Source organism: Methylocaldum sp. MU1018 (genome assembly GCF_053646775.1).
In genome coordinates this window covers 1720276-1736469 of record NZ_CM132195.1, presented here as the reverse complement: position 1 = coordinate 1736469, position 16194 = coordinate 1720276, and the positions used below count along the sequence as shown (strand labels likewise).

Here is a 16194-nt window from a genome sequence, read left to right as displayed (position 1 = left end):
CTCAAGCGTTGTCGGTGCGATCGAGCGTCAACGCGAAACTGTCGGGATGATGAAAATCCGGTTTTCCCGGCGGGTGGGCGAGCGCCCAGTACGAAAGCCCGCCGCCCGCTTCTTCGATCACGGCGGACAACGCCAACCTCGGTTCGGCGCTCCCGGGCCCGGCCGGCAGATCGTTCAGATCGATCGCCGCGCTCAGCGCGAGACGGTCGGTCCGGAGCGCCAGCGCGATTTTCGGCGGGCGGGCCGCTCGAACGACCGACATGCCGTCCCGATAAGCCTCGAAGCGGTAGACCGCCCACTCGCTCGACGGCCCGAAGTTGAATTCGTAATATCCTTCGCCGCGCGTCAGGAAGGCTTCGAAGCAGGTATGCCGCCAGAGCCCGTCGGCGCGGCGCGCTTCCCGAAGGCACGGAATGTGCAGGCCAGATATGTCGCCTTCGATCGCATACTCTAGCGCGAGCAGGCCGTCGGATGCCTTCCGCAGGCGCACCGTGAAACGGCGGACGAGCCCGCAAGGCGTGGACGGATGGCAAATCAGAGGAATGGCCGGCATGGCGGCATTATAACCCGCGCCGGCCCGAAGCCCGTACGGATGGCGCCGGTCTGTCGCCTGCGGCTCGGCAAGGATTTTTTTGGACGACAGACGGTCTACCAAGCAGTATCGTACCGAAGCGATCGAAATGAAGGCCCTTTTCGGAGGGCCGATTTTACGGCATCTGCGAGCGCAGGAGGTCCGATTTGACGGTACAAGCGAGCGGTTCGAGCGCCATGACTTCGCCGGTCGACTGCGACAAGCCATCGAAATTCCGAGGGCTGCTGGAATCGGCGCCGGACGCGATGGTCGTCGTCGACCGGGACGGACGGATCGTGCTCGTCAATTTGCAAACCGAGAAACTGTTCGGCTACGACCGAAGCGAACTCCTGGGCCGCAGCGTCGACGTCCTGGTGCCGGAACGCTTCCGGCACCGGCATCTTGAGCATCGCAGTCGCTATTTCGATGCCCCCCGAACGCGGCCGATGGGCCCAGGACTCGACCTTTACGGCTTGCGCAAGGACGGTTCCGAGTTTCCGGTCGAAATCAGCCTCGGCCCGCTCGAAACGGATGAGGGCGTGCTCGCGATCGCCGCGGTCCGCGATATCACCGACCGCAAGCGTTTCGAGCAGCTCCTGCGCGACAGGAATCTCGAACTGGAGAAAGCCAATCGGGCCAAGGACCATTTTTTGGCCGGCATGTCCCATGAGCTGCGCACGCCGCTCAACGCCATCATCGGCTTCACCGGCACCTTGCTGATGAAGCTGCCGGGCCCGCTCACCGCCGCTCAGGAAAAGCAGCTCAAGATCGTTCAGACCAGCGCCAGGCATCTTCTGTCGCTGATCAACGATCTGCTCGATCTCGCCAAGATCGAATCGGGCACGGCCGAAGCCAAGCCGGAATCCTTCGTGTGCCAGGACGCCATCCGAGAGGTCGCCGAAACGCTGCGCCCGATGGCGGAACAGAAGGGACTCCGGTTCGAGATCGATCTGCCTCCCGAAGACATTGTGATGGAAACCGACCGGCGCGCCTTCATCCAAATCGTCACCAATCTTGCCCACAACGCCGTCAAATTCACGCCGCAGGGTTCGGTGTCGATCGAATTGAAGCGGCGACGGGAAAACGGCAACGCCGTGATCGAGGTCTGCGTGCGCGACACCGGCATCGGCATCAAACGGGAAGACCAGGCCAAGCTGTTTCAGGCGTTCACCCGCGCGGACGCCGCTACGGCCCGCCGCCTCGAAGGCACGGGGCTGGGCTTGTATCTCTGCCGCAAGCTGGCCGCGCTGCTCGGCGGGGACATCGCGGTCCGCAGCGAATACGGCGTCGGCAGCGCCTTTACCCTGACCCTGCCGGTGAAATAAAAAGGGCTGCCCGACATGCCGGCACGCATACTCGTCATCGAAGACGACCCCGACAGCATGGAGCTGATGGTCTATCTGCTCGAAGCTCATGGCCATGCGGCGCTGACCGCCCGCGACGGCGAAACCGGCCTCACGACCGCCTACCGCGAGCGGCCCGATCTGGTCGTTTGCGACATCGATTTGCCCGGATTGGACGGCTACGGCGTGATTCGGGAACTCAAACGCCGCGCCGATCTCCGCGCCATTCCGGTGGTGGCGGTCACCGCCCTCGCCATGACGGGCGACCGCGAAAACGTGCTCGCCGCCGGATTCGACGGTTATATTGCCAAACCCATCGACCCGGAGTCTTTCGTCGAGCGCGTGGAAAGCTTCTCGCGCGAAGAGCCGCGTTCCGCCCGTCCGCGCCGATCGGACTCACCGCCGCCGAGACGCGGGAACTCGCATTGAGCCGGAACGTCAACCGATTTATCTTAAATCTCACCGAACCGCAGACCTTGCTGAAAGAAATCAAGCGTTGTCTGAACGGAGCCGAACATGGCGAAAATTCTGATCGTTGACGACCGCCCTCTCAATCGCGAGTTTCTGGTGACGCTGCTCGGTTACGGCGGCCACCGCCTGCTCGAAGCTTCGGACGGTGCGGAGGCCCTGGCGACCATCCGGGCCGAGCGTCCCGATCTGGTCATCACCGACATCCTGATGCCGGTCATCGACGGCTACGAACTGGTGAACCGCCTCCGTGCGGAGCCGGCGCTCGCCGCCACCCGCGTCATATTTTATACGGCTACCTACCGCGCCCCCGAAGCGCGCGCCCTGGCGGAATCCTGCGGCGTGTCCGCCGTTCTGGCCAAGCCCTCATCGCCCGAGGAGATTCTCGATGTCGTGCAAAGCGTGCTCGGGCTGCCCGCCATCGAAGCCGGCCGCGTGCCGGCCGCCGCCGGCCGGCGCGAAGCCGAGCCGCTCGGCGATCTGGCCGGCCAGCTCACCGGTTACTTCTCCGACATCGAAACCGTACGCCGGTTGATAACCCGGATCGTCGAATCCGGACCGTCCGCCGTCGGCGAACGCGACCGATTGCGCGACATTACGGCGCGGCTCTCGCTGTCCTTGAACCGTTTGCAGGAAATCAGTCTCAGGCTCGCCACGCTCATCGAACTGGGGCTGGAACTGGCTTCGCTCCGCGACCCGGAGCGGCTGCTCGAGACCTTTTGCCGCGCGGCCCGCGACGTCTGCACCGCCCGCTATGCCGTGGTCGGCCTGCTGGATGAAAATGGAGAACGTCCGAGCCGGATCTACACGCGGGGCTTCGAAGATCGGGCCTCGCTGCCGCCGGAGTCGTTCTCGCCTCGGACCGGAATCCTGGCGCGTCTGCTCGCGGAGCGCCGCCCCCAGCGTCTCTCCGGGTTGGACGGCGATCCGAAAACCTTGGGCTTGCCGGCCGAACACCCACCGATTCATGCCTTCCTGGGCCTGCCGATCGCATCGTCGAGCCGGATCTATGGCTGGGTTTATCTCGCCAATAAGCTCGGTGCGACGGAATTCGACGAGATCGACGAGGACATCGCCGCCACGGTAACGGCCCAGGTGGCGACCGCCTACGAAAACCTCGGGTTCTACGATGAACTCCAGCGGCGCGCCGTGGCCCTGCATCTGGAAATCGCCGAACGCAAGCAGGCCCAGGAGGCGGCGCGCAAGGTCCTGCGCGCGCGCGCCGTGATGGCCGAATGCAACCATGTCTTGATTCATGCCACCGACGAACATGAGCTGTTCGATCAGATGTGCCGGACCATGGTCAACACGGGCAATTACCCCTTGGCCTGGATCGGGACGCTCCGGGACGACGAGTACCGGACGCTGGCGCCGGTCGCCCATGCCGGTTCCGAAGCCGGCTGTCTCAAGGAATGGCGGCTCACCAAGATGGATACGGAACACTGGAGCACGCCCGCGGGCCGGGCGACCCGCAGCGGGAGAACCGTCGTCGTGCCGGATTTGGCGATCGTCAGCGAATGGCCGGTGTGGCGGGAACACGTTCTCTCGCAAGGGTATCGTTCCATTATCGTCCTGCCCCTCAAGATCGGCGCGTACGTTTTCGGAGCCTTGAGCATCTACGACAATGCGCCGGGCGCGTTCGGGCACGACGAACTGGTGCTGATGGAAGAGCTAGCGGACGATATCGCGTACGGCGTAGCCCATCTTCGCACCCAGGCGGCGCGCGACCGGGCGGAACGGCGTCTGACGACGCAATACGAAGTGGCCCGGATCCTGGCCGAGTCGGCGAGCGTAGCGGAGGCGAGCCCGAAGATCCTACGAGTCATCTGCGAAACGCTGAACTGGGACGTAGATGTGGGTGAGCTCTGGGTGGTGGACGACGCCGCCAAGATAGCGCGCTGCGCGGGCCTCTGGCGCCGGGAAGGAACCGACACCGAGGCATTCGAGGCGATCACCCGCTCGATGGCGTTTGCCCCCGGCGTAGGACTGCCGGGACGCATCTGGCAGTCGCAAAAGTCCGTATGGGTTGCCGATCTCTCGCGCGATCCCAATTTTTTGCGAGCCTCGCTCGCCAGCCATGCCGGACTGCGCGCCGCGTTCGGTTTTCCCATACGATTCGAGGGCCGGGTACTCGGAGCCATCGGATTTTTCAGCCGGGAAATCCGCAAGCCCAAGGAAGATTTGATGAACATGTTCACCGCGGTCGGCAACCAGATCGGGCTGTTCGTGGAGCGCAAGCGCACCGAGGAAGAACTCAGGATTTCCGAAGAAAAAATGAGCAGTATCCTCGGTTCGATAGACAATATCGTCTGGTCCCTCTCGCCGACGACCGGCGAGACACTGTACGTCAACGCCGCGGCGGAAAAAGTCTGGGGACGGCCCGCCGCCGATTTCATGGGAAACAAGGACATCTGGCTGCAAAGCGTCCATCCGGACGATCGCGCGCGGATGCAAAACACCCTGAGCGAGCTTTTGGAAAAAGGCGTGTTGACCACGGAATACCGTATTCGGCGCCCGGACGGCGAAATCCGCTGGCTGGAAGACCGGGTCAAGGTCATTTACGACGAAGCCGGAAATCCCTTGCGGCTCGACGGCGTCGCCAGCGACATCACCGAACGGAAGCAATACGAGGCCAGCATCGAATATCTGGCGACCCACGACGCACTAACCCGCCTCCCGAACCGCACCCTGCTCTCCGATCGCCTGTCCCAGGCGCTGGCCCACGCCAGGCGCACCGAGCGGCTGCTGGCCCTGCTTTTTCTCGATCTGGATCGTTTCAAGGACGTCAACGACAGCTTTGGCCACGCTTTGGGCGACGCTCTGCTGCAAGCCGTCGCCGAACGCCTCCAGTCCTCGGTCCGCGAAGGCGACACGGTGGCCCGGCAAGGCGGCGATGAATTTCTCATCCTGCTCTCCGATCTCGACAGAGTGGAAGATATCGAACGGGTGGCGATCAAGATTCTGCGGGCGCTCGCCCGGCCTTTCGTGATCGAGGGGCGCGAACTGTTCATGAGCGGCAGCATCGGGGCGAGCGTTTATCCGGCCGACGGCGAAGACATGGATACGCTGCTCAAGCATGCGGATACGGCCATGTACCGCATCAAGGAGGAAGGCGGCAGCGGTTTCCGTTTCTACGCGCGCGAAATGAGCCAGCGCGCCATCGAGCGCATCAAGATGGAAAGCGCCTTGCGGCGGGCGTTGGAACAGCGGCAGTTCGAGCTTTTTTATCAGCCCAAGATCGAGCTTACCGGCGGGAAAATCATCGGCTCGGAAGCGCTGATCCGATGGCGGCATCCGGACTTGGGACTGATTTTGCCCTCCCGTTTCATCCCGATGGCCGAGGAGACCGGCTTGATCCATGCGATCGGCTCTTGGGCCTTGAAAACCGCGTGTTCGCAAAGCAAGGCGTGGCAGGAGGCGGGGCTGTCCTCGTTCGATGTGGCCGTCAATCTGTCGGCCAGACAACTGAAACGGGGAAATCTGGTCAATTTGGTCGCCGAAACGCTGCGGGAGACCGGGCTGGAAGGCCGCTATCTGGAACTGGAACTGACCGAAACCATGGTCATGCACGATCCCGAGCGTTTCATTCCGATCTTGGAGGAATTGAAACAACTGGGCGTGAAGCTGTCGGTGGACGATTTCGGCACGGGCTATTCCAGCCTGAGCTATCTCAAGCGGTTTCCGTTCGACCGGCTGAAGATCGACCAATCCTTCGTCCGGGACATCGCGACCGACGCCAATGACGCCGTCATCGTGCAAACCGTCATCTCGCTGGGCCACACCCTCGGGCTCAAGGTCATCGCGGAGGGCGTCGAAACCCTGGAACAGTTGACTTTCCTATGCCGGCACCGGTGCGACGACATGCAAGGCTATTATTCGAGCCGCCCGGTCACGGCCGAACAATTCGGCCGCCTGCTGCGCGAGAACCGCCGGCTGCCGCTGCCGTCGATAGCGGCTTAATCTCAAAGCGCGCCGTTCGAAGCGGTTTCCGAGCGCCGACGGCGCCGGGCCGCGAGCCCCAGTCCCGCGCCGAGAAGGATGACGACCGGCCGGTCTCCCCAGCGCGCGTACGGCGTACTGCCGGCATAGGGCGTGATCGTCCCGGTGGCCCGCGCTTGCCGGAACAAAGGCGCCGCAACGGCGATTTCACCCTTGGGCGAAATGATCGCCGTCACTCCGGTGTTGGTGGCGCGCAGCATGTAGCGTCCGGTTTCGAGCGCTCTCATTCTGGCCATTTGCACATGCTGATGGGGCGCGATCGAGTCGCCGAACCAGGCGTCGTTCGTGACGTTCACCAGATAGGCGGCCTGCGGCAAATCGGCCAGCGATTCCTGGCCGAAGATGTCTTCGTAGCAGATCGAAGCCGCCAGCGGATGGCCCGCGGCCACCAGCGCCTTTTGCTCGCCGTTCCCGCTGGCGAAGTCGGACAGCGGAATTTCCAGGACATCCAGCATGAAACCCAGCACCGGACGCAACGGCAGATATTCCCCGAAAGGCACCAGATGCCGTTTGAAATAGACTCCCGGCGACTGTCCCAGCGCGACGAGCGCATTGAAATACCGATCCTGGGCTTGATCGTAAAACGGTACGCCGATCAGGAGGTCCGTGCCCCGGGCTTTCGCTTCGGCGTCGAGATCGGCCAGAAAGGTGTCCTTGACCTGATGATAAAAGGCCGGGACGGCGGTCTCGGGCCAGACGATCAGCCGCGAATCCCACGATTCCCGAGTCATCGCGGTATACATTTGCAGCGTTTCCCGCTGGAATTCCGGCTGCCATTTCATGTCCTGAGGGACGTTTCCCTGAAGCAGGGCCACCTTGAACGGCTCGCCGGCCGGTCGGGTCCAGGAAACCCCGCTCAACGCCCGGCCCAGGCCGAGCGCCGCGACGATCGCGATGGCGACGACGATCCGCGTGTTGCGGGCCGAACGAAACGCCGCCAGGATTCCCCCGGACACGAAGGCCACCACCCAGCCGATGCCGTACACGCCGAGAACGGGTCCGTAGGCGGCCAAGGGCGTGTCGATTTGACTGTAGCCGACTTGCAACCACGGAAATCCGGTCAGGAACCAGCCGCGGAACCATTCCGCCAAGACCCAGACGGCCGGGAAAACGAGCAGCGCGCCATACAACCGGCCGGCAGAGAAAAAACGGGCCGAAAGCCAGCCCGCCAGCGCCGGATAAAGCGCCAGAAAGCCCGCAAACAGGGCGGTCAGCGCGGCCGCCTCGATGAGGCTCGCACCGCCGTAATCGTGCATGCTGACGTAAACCCAGGAAACGCCGAGCCCGAACTGCCCCAAACCGAACAGATAACCGCGCAGGAACGCTCGGCGCGGCGAGGCGTCCGCCCAGCCGGCAAACAGGAAAAGCAAGCCGACGACGGCAAGAACGGGATGGTCGAAAGGCGCGAACGCCAGCGGCAACAATAAGCCGCCGAGCAAAGCCAGAATGTCGTAAAACACGGTCGGAATCGTATCAATCCGCGTGAGCGCCGGCTCCGGATTGGCTTTCGGGCTGCGGCAGAAGGATCAGCTTGAGCAGGTGTACGCGGCGGCTGTCGGCCCGAAGCACGACGAAGCGGAAGTGATCGATCTCCACTTTCTCGCCGCGCTTGGGCACATGGCCCAGATGATGAACGATCAGGCCGCCTATGGTATCGAATTCGTCGTCGTTGAAGTCGACATAGAAATAATCGTTGAACTCGTCGATCGGCGTCAGCGCTTTCAACGTATATTCGCGATCGTTTTTCCTGAAAATGTATTCTTCTTCGCCGAAGTCGTGCTCGTCCTCGATTTCTCCGACGATTTGCTCCAAGACGTCCTCGATCGTCACCAGCCCCGCCGCGGCGCCGTATTCGTCCACCACGATCGCCATGTGGCTGCGGGTCGAGCGGAATTCCTTGAGCAGTATGTTGAGCCGTTTGCTCTCCGGAACGAATTGGGCGGGCCGCATGATTTCCCTCACTCGCCGGGTTTTGTCCTTGAGGCTGTGAATGAAGAGGTCTTTCACCAGGAGAACGCCGACCACTTCGGTACGGTCTTCCCCGATGACGGGATAACGCGAGTGGGCCGATTCGGCCACCAGCGGGAATACCGATTCCAGTTCCGCATCCTGCGAAACCGCCACCATCTGGGCCCGGGGAATCATGATGTCACGGACTTTGAGTTCCGAGACCTGCATGACGCCCTCGATCATCGAAAGCGCTTCCGCTTCGATCAGGTTCCGTTTCTGCGCGGCGCGCAACAATTCCAGCAAATCCTCGCGGTCCTCGGGTTCGCCGGCGAAGAAAAGGCCGAGTCGTTCGAGCCAACTTCGATGCTCGCCCGTTTGCTCCTCGTTCATGACGGCATGGTCTCCTCGTAGGGATTGGGAAATCCTAGACGATCGAGAATAGCGATCTCTTCGGCCTCCATGACGGCGGCGTCGCTTTCCGAGATATGATCGTAGCCTTGAAGGTGCAGCACGCCGTGCACCACCATGTGGGCCCAGTGCGCTTCCGGATTTTTGCCTTGCTCGCGCGCTTCGCGCTCGACGACGGCGGCGCAGATCACGAGATCGCCCAGCAGATCGTTGGGAATGCCTTTCGGCACTTCAAAGGGGAAACTGAGGACATTGGTCGGCCCGGCCTTGTGCCGGTAGTGCTCGTTCAATTCGGCGCTTTCCGTCTCGTCCACAATCCGTATGACTAGCTCGGCCCGGTCCCGTTTCACGGCGGCGCTCGCCCACTGCGGAAATTTTTCGTCCTCCGGGATCCCCTGCCGCTCCGTGGCGTGCTGAATCTCGACATGGATCATTGCCGATCCGTCACATGCGCCCGCTCGTAAGCCTCGTAAGCGGCGACGATCCGCTGCACCAGGGGATGGCGCACGACGTCCTGAGACGTGAAAAAGGTGAAACTGATGCCTTCGACGTCGCGCAAGACTTCCAGTACGTGCCTGAGTCCCGATTCCTTGTTGCGCGGAAGATCGATCTGGGTGATGTCGCCGGTGATCACGGCCTTGGAGCCGAAACCCACCCGGGTCAGAAACATCTTGATCTGCTCGACGGTGGTGTTCTGCGCTTCGTCCAGGATGATGAAGGATTCGTTCAGGGTGCGACCGCGCATGAAGGCGAGAGGAGCGACCTCGATCACGTTGCGCTCGATGAGCTTGGCCACCCGCTCGAAGCCCAGCATCTCGTACAGGGCGTCATAGAGCGGCCGCAAATAAGGATCGACCTTTTGCGCCATGTCGCCGGGCAGGAAGCCCAGCTTCTCGCCGGCCTCGACCGCCGGGCGCGCGAGAATCAGGCGCCTGACTTCGTCCCTTTCCAGGGCGGCGACCGCACAAGCCACGGCCAGGTAGGTCTTGCCGGTCCCCGCCGGGCCGACCCCGAAGTTGATGTCGTGGCTCTGGATGCTCTTGAGGTAGCGTTGCTGATTGGCGCCCCGCGGCCTTATCGCGCCGCGTTTGGTGCGTATCGAGAGCGATTCGACCTCGTCGGCGGTGTTTTCCAGCATGTCGGCTATGTTGGCGTCCTGTAGCGATAAATGGACGCGCTCGGGAGTCATCACCTCGCGCGAGGTCGCGTCGAACAAGCTCTGAAGAACTTTGTACGCCGCCTGCACCGGCTTGCCGGAGCCTATGATTTCGAACTGATTGCCGCGGTTGGCGATTTCCACGCCCAGCCGTCTTTCGATCTGGCGCAGATGTTCGTCGAATTGGCCGCACAGGCTGGCCAGCCGCTCGTTATCGGCGGGTTCCAGGGTAAGGTGTAAGGAGTTCAGATGATTAAGCAAGTTATGCGATGAGACCGCTAGTCTCGGGTATTGAAAAATCGGGAGCCGAGGTATTTACGTATCTGCCCCGGAGCGAATTGGGCAGCGCTTCGACGATCAAGACATCCAGAAACTGCCCGATGAGTTCGGACGGGCCCGAAAAATTGACGACCCGGTTGTTCTCGGTGCGCCCGCTCAGTTGAGCGTAATCCTTTCTCGAAAAACCCTCGACCAGTATACGCTGCACGGAATTGACCATGTTACGGGAAATTTCCGCCGACAACGCGTTGATTCTCGCCTGCAACCGGGCCAGGCGTTCCCTTTTCACCGCGATCGGCACGTCGTCTTTCATTTCGGCGGCCGGCGTGCCGGGGCGAGGACTGTAGACGAAACTGTAGGAATGGTCGAAACCCAGGGTTTCGATCATATCCATGGTCTCCTCGAAGTCGTGTTCGGTTTCGCCCGGAAATCCCACGATGAAATCCGAGGACAGGCTGAGGTTGGGTCTGACCTGCCGGAGCCGCTGCATCTTGTCGATGTACTCCTCCCGGGTATGGCCGCGTTTCATCAGGCCCAGGATACGATTGCTGCCGCTTTGCACGGGGAGATGCAAATGGTTCACCAGTTTCGGAATCTCCGCATAGGCTTCGATCAGACTGTCGGTGAATTCCACCGGATGAGACGTGGTGAACCGAATCCGCTCGATGCCGTCGATGGCCGACACGTAATTCAACAGTAGCGCGAAATCGGCGATCTCGCCGCCTGCCATCGCGCCCCGGTACGCATTGACGTTCTGCCCGAGCAGCACGACCTCGCGCACGCCCTGATCCGCCAGGGCGACGATTTCCGCGATCACGTCGTCCAAAGGACGGCTGATCTCTTCTCCCCGGGTGTAAGGTACGACACAAAACGTGCAATATTTACTGCACCCTTCCATGATCGAGACGTAAGCCTTGGGCCCTTCCGCGCGCGGTTCGGGAAGCGCGTCGAACTTTTCGATTTCCGGGAACGATACGTCGACGGCGGGCGCCTTCTCGGTCCGCACTTTGTTCAGCAATTCCGGCAAGCGATGCAGGGTCTGCGGGCCGAAGATCATATCGACATAGGGCGCTCGCCGCTGTAGAGCCTCCCCTTCCTGGCTGGCGACGCAACCGCCGACGCCGATCACGACTCCCGGTCTTTTATCCTTGAGCGGACGCCAGCGTCCCAATTCCGAAAAAACCTTTTCTTGCGCCTTTTCCCGAACCGAACAGGTGTTCAGCAGCAAGACGTCGGCTTCTTCGGGATCGCCGGTGAGTTCGAATCCATGGGAGGCGCGGAGTACGTCGCGCATCTTGGCGGAATCGTACTCGTTCATTTGGCAACCGATGGTTTCAATGAAAAGTTTCTGGGTCATTCTCAGCAGAAAAACGAGTTGGTGGCCAAATTTTACCAAATTTGGCCACCAATCGTCTGTTCGATTAGACCTTGTCGCTATCGGGTTTCAATCCGTGCCCGGCTTCATCCGCCGAACGAGAACCCGCCAGCGGATGGAGGCCGGCGATCGCCTCTCCTCCGTGAACGGAGCGGTGGCTGGAAGGTGTTCTGATCAAATGCCGCCGTTGCCGCCGTGTGGCGGGAACCGGAAGATTCCGGCTTCAAGCAGGCGTTCTGGCGAGCGTGAACGGATTGACGAGAGTGGACCCTACCCGCACCAAACGGGCCTCCGGATGTTTTTCGGCCATCAGCGTCCGGACGCTTTCTTCCTGGTTGCGGCGCACGTCTATCATGATCAGGTACTTTCCGGCATCGATATCGTCGTGGTATTGGGCGATGGCGTGATTTTCCGTCGCCAGGCCGCGCAATCCGCCGACCCAGGCGCCGAAAAGCGTGATGAAGCCGAAGATCGCCGCATAGGTCAAGCCGCTGGTGTTCGCTCCGAAGGGCTCGGTGGCCACCACATACCCCGTGGCGAGCAGTGCGATCAAGAATCCTATCGCCGCTCCGCGCTCACCGGACCGGATCACGTCATGTTTGTGAATGAGGTTGGCGGCGTGGATATGGCGTCGATAAAGCCCCGCCTCATCCTTGCTGATGACGTGAAAATGCCAGTCGCTAATCCCGGCCTGGTGCATGTCGTTGGATATCCGCTCAGTGCTGTCGAGATTGCTGGTGAGATAGTACATACGCTTCATGACTGTTCTCCTGATCACTGATCGACATAATTAGATAACATTCAGGAAATAATTAATTTCCAAATGTCGATCATGATTTAGCACTCGTCCGAATTTATTGTCAAGAGCCCGGCGCGCCGGATCAAAACCGAAGCAGCTCGATCCAGTGGAGAACCGGCACGTCGGCCTTGGAACGCAGGTGCGCCCAACAGCCGATATTGGCGGTCACGATGCATTCCGGTCCGCCTTTTTCAAGCGCCCGGATTTTGTCGGCCAGAAGTTTTCGGGAAAGATCCGGTTGCAGCAACGAGTAGGTTCCGGCGGAACCGCAGCAAAGATGGGACTGCGCAATGGGGGTCAGTTCGAATCCGAGCTTGGACAGAACGCTTTCGACCGTCCCGTTCAATTTTTGGCCGTGCTGGAGCGTGCAGGGGGAATGAAATGCAATCCTGCGGTCATTCGATCTCCGCAGCGGCGATAAATCTTCCTCGGCCAGGATCTCGCCGATATCCTTGGCCAGCATGGAAACTCGCCGGGCTTTTGCGGCGTAGAGCGGATCGTGCTTCAGCACGTCGACGTATTCCTTGACCATCAGACCGCAAGCGCTGGCGGTGCCGACGATCGCCTCCGCCCCCTGCTCGATGTGGGGCCACCAGGCGTCGATGTTGCGCCGCATGAATGCCGTGCCTTCCTCGCGCGCCGCAAGATGATGGCTCAGGGCGCCGCAGCAACCGCTGCCCTCGACGCGAATCGCGCTGATGCCGAGCCGGTCCAGGATGTTCGCGGCGGCGGCATCGATAGCCGGCACCATCGAGGGTTGCACGCAACCTTGCGGAATCAGCATCCGGCGGGCATGCCTCGCGGGCGGCCACGGCGGAGTCGGAGATTTGGGCGGTATCTTGGCGCGCAAGGCCGCCGGCAGCATCGGCCGCGCCAGCCGCGCAAGTTTCAGGAGCGGGCCGAATCGTTCCGGATAGGGTATCAGTTTGCGCAAAACGAACCGCTGAATCCGTTGCAGCCAGGAACGCCGGACCTTCTTTTCCAGAATGTCCCGGCCGATGTCGGCCAATCTGCCGTATCGCACGCCCGACGGACAAGCCGTTTCGCAAGCCCGGCAGGTCAGGCAGCGGTCCAGGTGCGCTTGCGTCTTCGCCGTGACCTTCTGCCCTTCCAGCATCTGTTTCAGCAGATAAATGCGGCCGCGCGGGCCGTCCAGTTCATCCCCCAAGAGCTGATAGGTGGGACAGACGGCGGTACAGAATCCGCAATGCACGCAACTTCTGAGAATGGCGTCCGCTTCCCGCCCTTCGAGCGTGTCTTTGACGAAATCGGCCAACTTCGTTTGCATCACAGGTCCTCGTACAGCCGGCCGCGGTTGAATAAGCCTTTGGGGTCGAATGCCCGCTTCAGATTCGCATGAAGAGATTTCAAACCGTCCGGCAGCGGCTGGAATACTCGCCCGTCGCCGCGATGTCCCCGAAACCGGGTCGCATGCCCTCCGGCCGCCCGAGCCGTCCGGAACACGGTCTCGGCAGGCGCCTCGGTCTTCAGCCAGCGCAGCGCGCCGCCCCAATCGCAGAACCATTCGCCCGGCAAATCCGGGACCGGCGCGGCCGGCGCCAGGGACATCCGCCAGAGATCGCCGCCGCCGCGAAAGAATGCATGGCGCTGCTCGCGCAAGTCTCGCCAAAAAGCATCGCCTTCGGCCGAAACCTCGCCGCCGAACTTTCGGTACGCGGCATCGACGGCCCGATCCGAACCCGAGAGGCGGGCATGGATACGGCTGCCGTCGTAGGCCAGCCCGGACAGCGGCCAGGGCTCGGAACACCACCGATTCATGGCGTTCAAGGCGTCCTCGACGCTGTGTTCAAAGCACACGGTCAGCTCGCGCTCGGGTTCGGGCAAGACTTTGAGCGACGCTTCCAAGATTATCCCCAGAGTACCCATCGCGCCGACCATGAGCCTGGAGACGTCGAAACCGGCGACGTTTTTCATGACCTCGCCGCCGAACGAAAGGATTTCGCCGTTGCCGTTCAAAATCCTGCAACCGAGCATGCAATCGCGCGCCGATCCCGCAAACGGACGCCGCGGCCCGGAAAATCCGCAGGCCAACGCGCCGCCCAGCGTCGCGCCCTCGCCGAAATGAGGCGGCTCGAAAGGCAGCATCTGGCCGTATTCGGCCAGAACGGCTTCGATTTCGAACAGCGGCGTGCCGCAGCGCGCGGTCAGCACCAGTTCGGTCGGTTCAAAACGGAGGATGCCGGCATGCCCGGCCGTTTCCAGCAGGCGGCCGGAGGTTTCCCTGCCGTAAAAGTCTTTGCTTCCGCTGCCGGCGATTCGGAGCGGCGTTCCGGAAATCGACGCATCCAAAACGGCTTGACGAAGGCTCTCGCCGAGATCGGCATCCATCAGAAACGTTCCAGGTCGGGATGGGCTATCCGCCCGCGATGAACGTGCATCGCGCCGAATTCGGCGCACCGATGCAGCGTCGGAACGGCTTTTCCGGGGTTGAGCAGCCCGGCGGGATCGAAAGCCGCCTTGACGGCATGAAATTGCGCCAACTCCGGCGCCTTGAACTGGATGCACATCTGATCGATCTTTTCGATTCCGACTCCGTGTTCGCCGGTAATGGTCCCGCCGACCTCGACGCAGACTTCCAGGATTTTTCCGCCCAACTCTTCGACCCGCTCCAACTCCCCGGGATTGTTCGCGTCATACAGAATGAGCGGGTGCAGATTGCCGTCCCCGGCATGAAACACATTGCCCACCACCAGCCCGTATTGCGCCGAAAGCTCGGCGATCCGACGCAGTACCTCGGCCAGGCGCTTGCGCGGAATCGTGCCGTCCATGCAGTAATAATCGGGAGAAACCCGCCCCGCCGCCGGAAATGCTGCCTTGCGGCCCGCCCAGAACCGCTTGCGCTCGGCCTCGCTGGTCGATTGACGCACCTCGGTCGCGCCTCGGGTACGGAAAATGTCCCTCGCTTTGAGAAGATCGCTTTCGACCTGCTCGGTGATGCCGTCGAATTCGCAGAGCACGATGGCCGCGGCGCCGACCGGGTAGCCCGCGTGCACGAAGTCTTCCACCGCCCGAATGGTGATGTTGTCCATCATTTCGAGTCCGGCCGGAAGCAAGCCGGCGCCGATGATGGCGGCCACCGCCCCGCCCGCCTTTTCGACGCTGTCGAAAGACGCCAGAAGCACCCGCGCGCAAGGCGGGATCGGCAGCAGCTTCACGGTGATCTCGACGATCACGCCCAGCAAGCCTTCGGAACCCGTGATCAGCGCCAGGAGATCGTAACCGGGTCCGTCATACCCCGACCCGCCCAGCGTGACAAGTTCGCCGTCCAGGGTGACGAGCCGGACCTGAAGGACATTGTGTACGGTCAGCCCGTACTTGAGACAGTGGACGCCGCCCGAATTCTCCGCCACGTTGCCGCCGATGGTGCAGGCAATCTGCGAGGACGGATCGGGCGCATAGTAAAGCCCGTAAGGCGCCGCGGCCTCGGAGATGGCGAGATTGCGGACGCCCGGCTGAACCCGGGCGGTGCGGTTGGCGCGGTCGATCTCGATGATCCGGTTGAGCTTGGCGAGACTCAGCAAGACGCCGTTCGAAACCGGCAAGGCCCCGCCGGAAAGTCCGGTGCCCGCACCCCGCGCCACCACCGGCACGCCGTGCTCGCGGCACAGCCTGAGAACGATCCGCACCTGCTCCGGCGTTTCCGGCAAAACGACGATCCAGGGCAACTCGCGGTAGGCGGAAAGTCCGTCGCATTCGTAGGGGCGAAGGTCTTCCGCATCGAACAGCAGTCCGTCCGTCTCGATATGTTCGCGCAGGAGGCGGAGAAAACGGTTACGGTCGACGCGGTGCGGAATCCGTTCGGACGGATGAGGGCGATAGGTCATG

13 protein-coding genes are annotated in these 16194 nt (G+C 62.1%); 3 read left to right on the top strand and 10 right to left on the bottom strand.

Annotation, left to right across the window (positions count from 1 at the left end; translation table 11 throughout):
* Position 1: 1 nt before the first annotated feature.
* Entirely contained in the window at positions 2–655 is a 654-nt protein-coding gene (locus ACWJKU_RS08090) for a DOMON-like domain-containing protein (protein WP_454147519.1), read from the bottom strand.
* An 83-nt stretch (positions 656–738) separates the two neighbouring features.
* On the opposite strand from ACWJKU_RS08090, the gene ACWJKU_RS08085 reads away from it, so the two are divergent.
* From ACWJKU_RS08085 to ACWJKU_RS08075, 3 genes are all read left to right on the top strand, one after another.
* Positions 739–1896, top strand: a complete 1158-nt coding sequence (locus ACWJKU_RS08085; protein ID WP_454147517.1) for a PAS domain-containing sensor histidine kinase — start codon at positions 739–741, stop codon at positions 1894–1896.
* A gap of 15 nt (positions 1897–1911) precedes the next feature.
* Positions 1912–2343: a response regulator gene (locus tag ACWJKU_RS08080; protein ID WP_454147515.1), complete on the top strand. Its 432-nt coding sequence runs from the start codon at positions 1912–1914 to the stop codon at positions 2341–2343.
* A gap of 87 nt (positions 2344–2430) precedes the next feature.
* Positions 2431–6342 carry an EAL domain-containing protein gene (locus tag ACWJKU_RS08075; RefSeq protein ID WP_454147513.1) on the top strand — a complete coding sequence of 1304 codons (3912 nt, stop codon included), beginning with the start codon at positions 2431–2433 and terminating at the stop codon, positions 6340–6342.
* Between the two features lie 2 nt (positions 6343–6344).
* Here the strand turns inward: ACWJKU_RS08075 and lnt are convergent, their stop codons facing one another.
* The 9 genes from lnt to ACWJKU_RS08030 form a co-directional block, all read right to left on the bottom strand.
* Complete coding sequence (gene lnt, locus ACWJKU_RS08070; protein WP_454147511.1) at positions 6345–7841, bottom strand: apolipoprotein N-acyltransferase; 1497 nt, start codon at positions 7839–7841, stop codon at positions 6345–6347.
* A 13-nt stretch (positions 7842–7854) separates the two neighbouring features.
* Positions 7855–8721: an HlyC/CorC family transporter gene (locus ACWJKU_RS08065; protein ID WP_454147509.1), complete on the bottom strand. Its 867-nt coding sequence runs from the start codon at positions 8719–8721 to the stop codon at positions 7855–7857.
* Positions 8718–9173 carry an rRNA maturation RNase YbeY gene (ybeY, locus tag ACWJKU_RS08060; RefSeq protein WP_454147507.1) on the bottom strand — a complete coding sequence of 152 codons (456 nt, stop codon included), beginning with the start codon at positions 9171–9173 and terminating at the stop codon, positions 8718–8720. The genes ACWJKU_RS08065 and ybeY overlap by 4 nt, the downstream gene beginning before the upstream one ends.
* Positions 9170–10156: a PhoH family protein gene (locus ACWJKU_RS08055; RefSeq protein ID WP_454147505.1), complete on the bottom strand. Its 987-nt coding sequence runs from the start codon at positions 10154–10156 to the stop codon at positions 9170–9172. Before ACWJKU_RS08055 ends, ybeY begins: the two co-directional genes overlap by 4 nt.
* Before the next feature lies 1 nt (position 10157).
* Positions 10158–11531 carry a tRNA (N6-isopentenyl adenosine(37)-C2)-methylthiotransferase MiaB gene (miaB, locus tag ACWJKU_RS08050; protein ID WP_454147503.1) on the bottom strand — a complete coding sequence of 458 codons (1374 nt, stop codon included), beginning with the start codon at positions 11529–11531 and terminating at the stop codon, positions 10158–10160.
* 241 nt (positions 11532–11772) lie between these two features.
* On the bottom strand, positions 11773–12309 hold the full coding sequence (locus ACWJKU_RS08045; RefSeq protein WP_454147501.1) for a hypothetical protein: 537 nt from the start codon (positions 12307–12309) through the stop codon (positions 11773–11775).
* A gap of 121 nt (positions 12310–12430) precedes the next feature.
* Positions 12431–13636 (bottom strand): glycolate oxidase subunit GlcF, encoded by a 1206-nt coding sequence (gene glcF / locus ACWJKU_RS08040; RefSeq protein ID WP_454147499.1) that lies wholly within the window; start codon positions 13634–13636, stop codon positions 12431–12433.
* Positions 13636–14697 (bottom strand): glycolate oxidase subunit GlcE, encoded by a 1062-nt coding sequence (glcE, locus tag ACWJKU_RS08035; protein WP_454147497.1) that lies wholly within the window; start codon positions 14695–14697, stop codon positions 13636–13638. The genes glcF and glcE overlap by 1 nt, the downstream gene beginning before the upstream one ends.
* Entirely contained in the window at positions 14697–16193 is a 1497-nt protein-coding gene (locus ACWJKU_RS08030) for an FAD-linked oxidase C-terminal domain-containing protein (RefSeq protein ID WP_454147495.1), read from the bottom strand. Before ACWJKU_RS08030 ends, glcE begins: the two co-directional genes overlap by 1 nt.
* Position 16194 lies beyond the last annotated feature (1 nt).

Coding starts and splice junctions, on each gene's coding strand:
- miaB (WP_454147503.1), bottom strand. CDS start 11,531: ATGACCCAGAAACTTTTCATTGAAACCATCGGTTGCCAAATGAACGAG.
- ACWJKU_RS08080 (WP_454147515.1), top strand. CDS start 1,912: ATGCCGGCACGCATACTCGTCATCGAAGACGACCCCGACAGCATGGAG.
- ACWJKU_RS08065 (WP_454147509.1), bottom strand. CDS start 8,721: ATGAACGAGGAGCAAACGGGCGAGCATCGAAGTTGGCTCGAACGACTC.
- ACWJKU_RS08075 (WP_454147513.1), top strand. CDS start 2,431: ATGGCGAAAATTCTGATCGTTGACGACCGCCCTCTCAATCGCGAGTTT.
- ACWJKU_RS08045 (WP_454147501.1), bottom strand. CDS start 12,309: ATGAAGCGTATGTACTATCTCACCAGCAATCTCGACAGCACTGAGCGG.
- glcF (WP_454147499.1), bottom strand. CDS start 13,636: ATGCAAACGAAGTTGGCCGATTTCGTCAAAGACACGCTCGAAGGGCGG.
- glcE (WP_454147497.1), bottom strand. CDS start 14,697: ATGGATGCCGATCTCGGCGAGAGCCTTCGTCAAGCCGTTTTGGATGCG.
- ybeY (WP_454147507.1), bottom strand. CDS start 9,173: ATGATCCATGTCGAGATTCAGCACGCCACGGAGCGGCAGGGGATCCCG.
- ACWJKU_RS08030 (WP_454147495.1), bottom strand. CDS start 16,193: ATGACCTATCGCCCTCATCCGTCCGAACGGATTCCGCACCGCGTCGAC.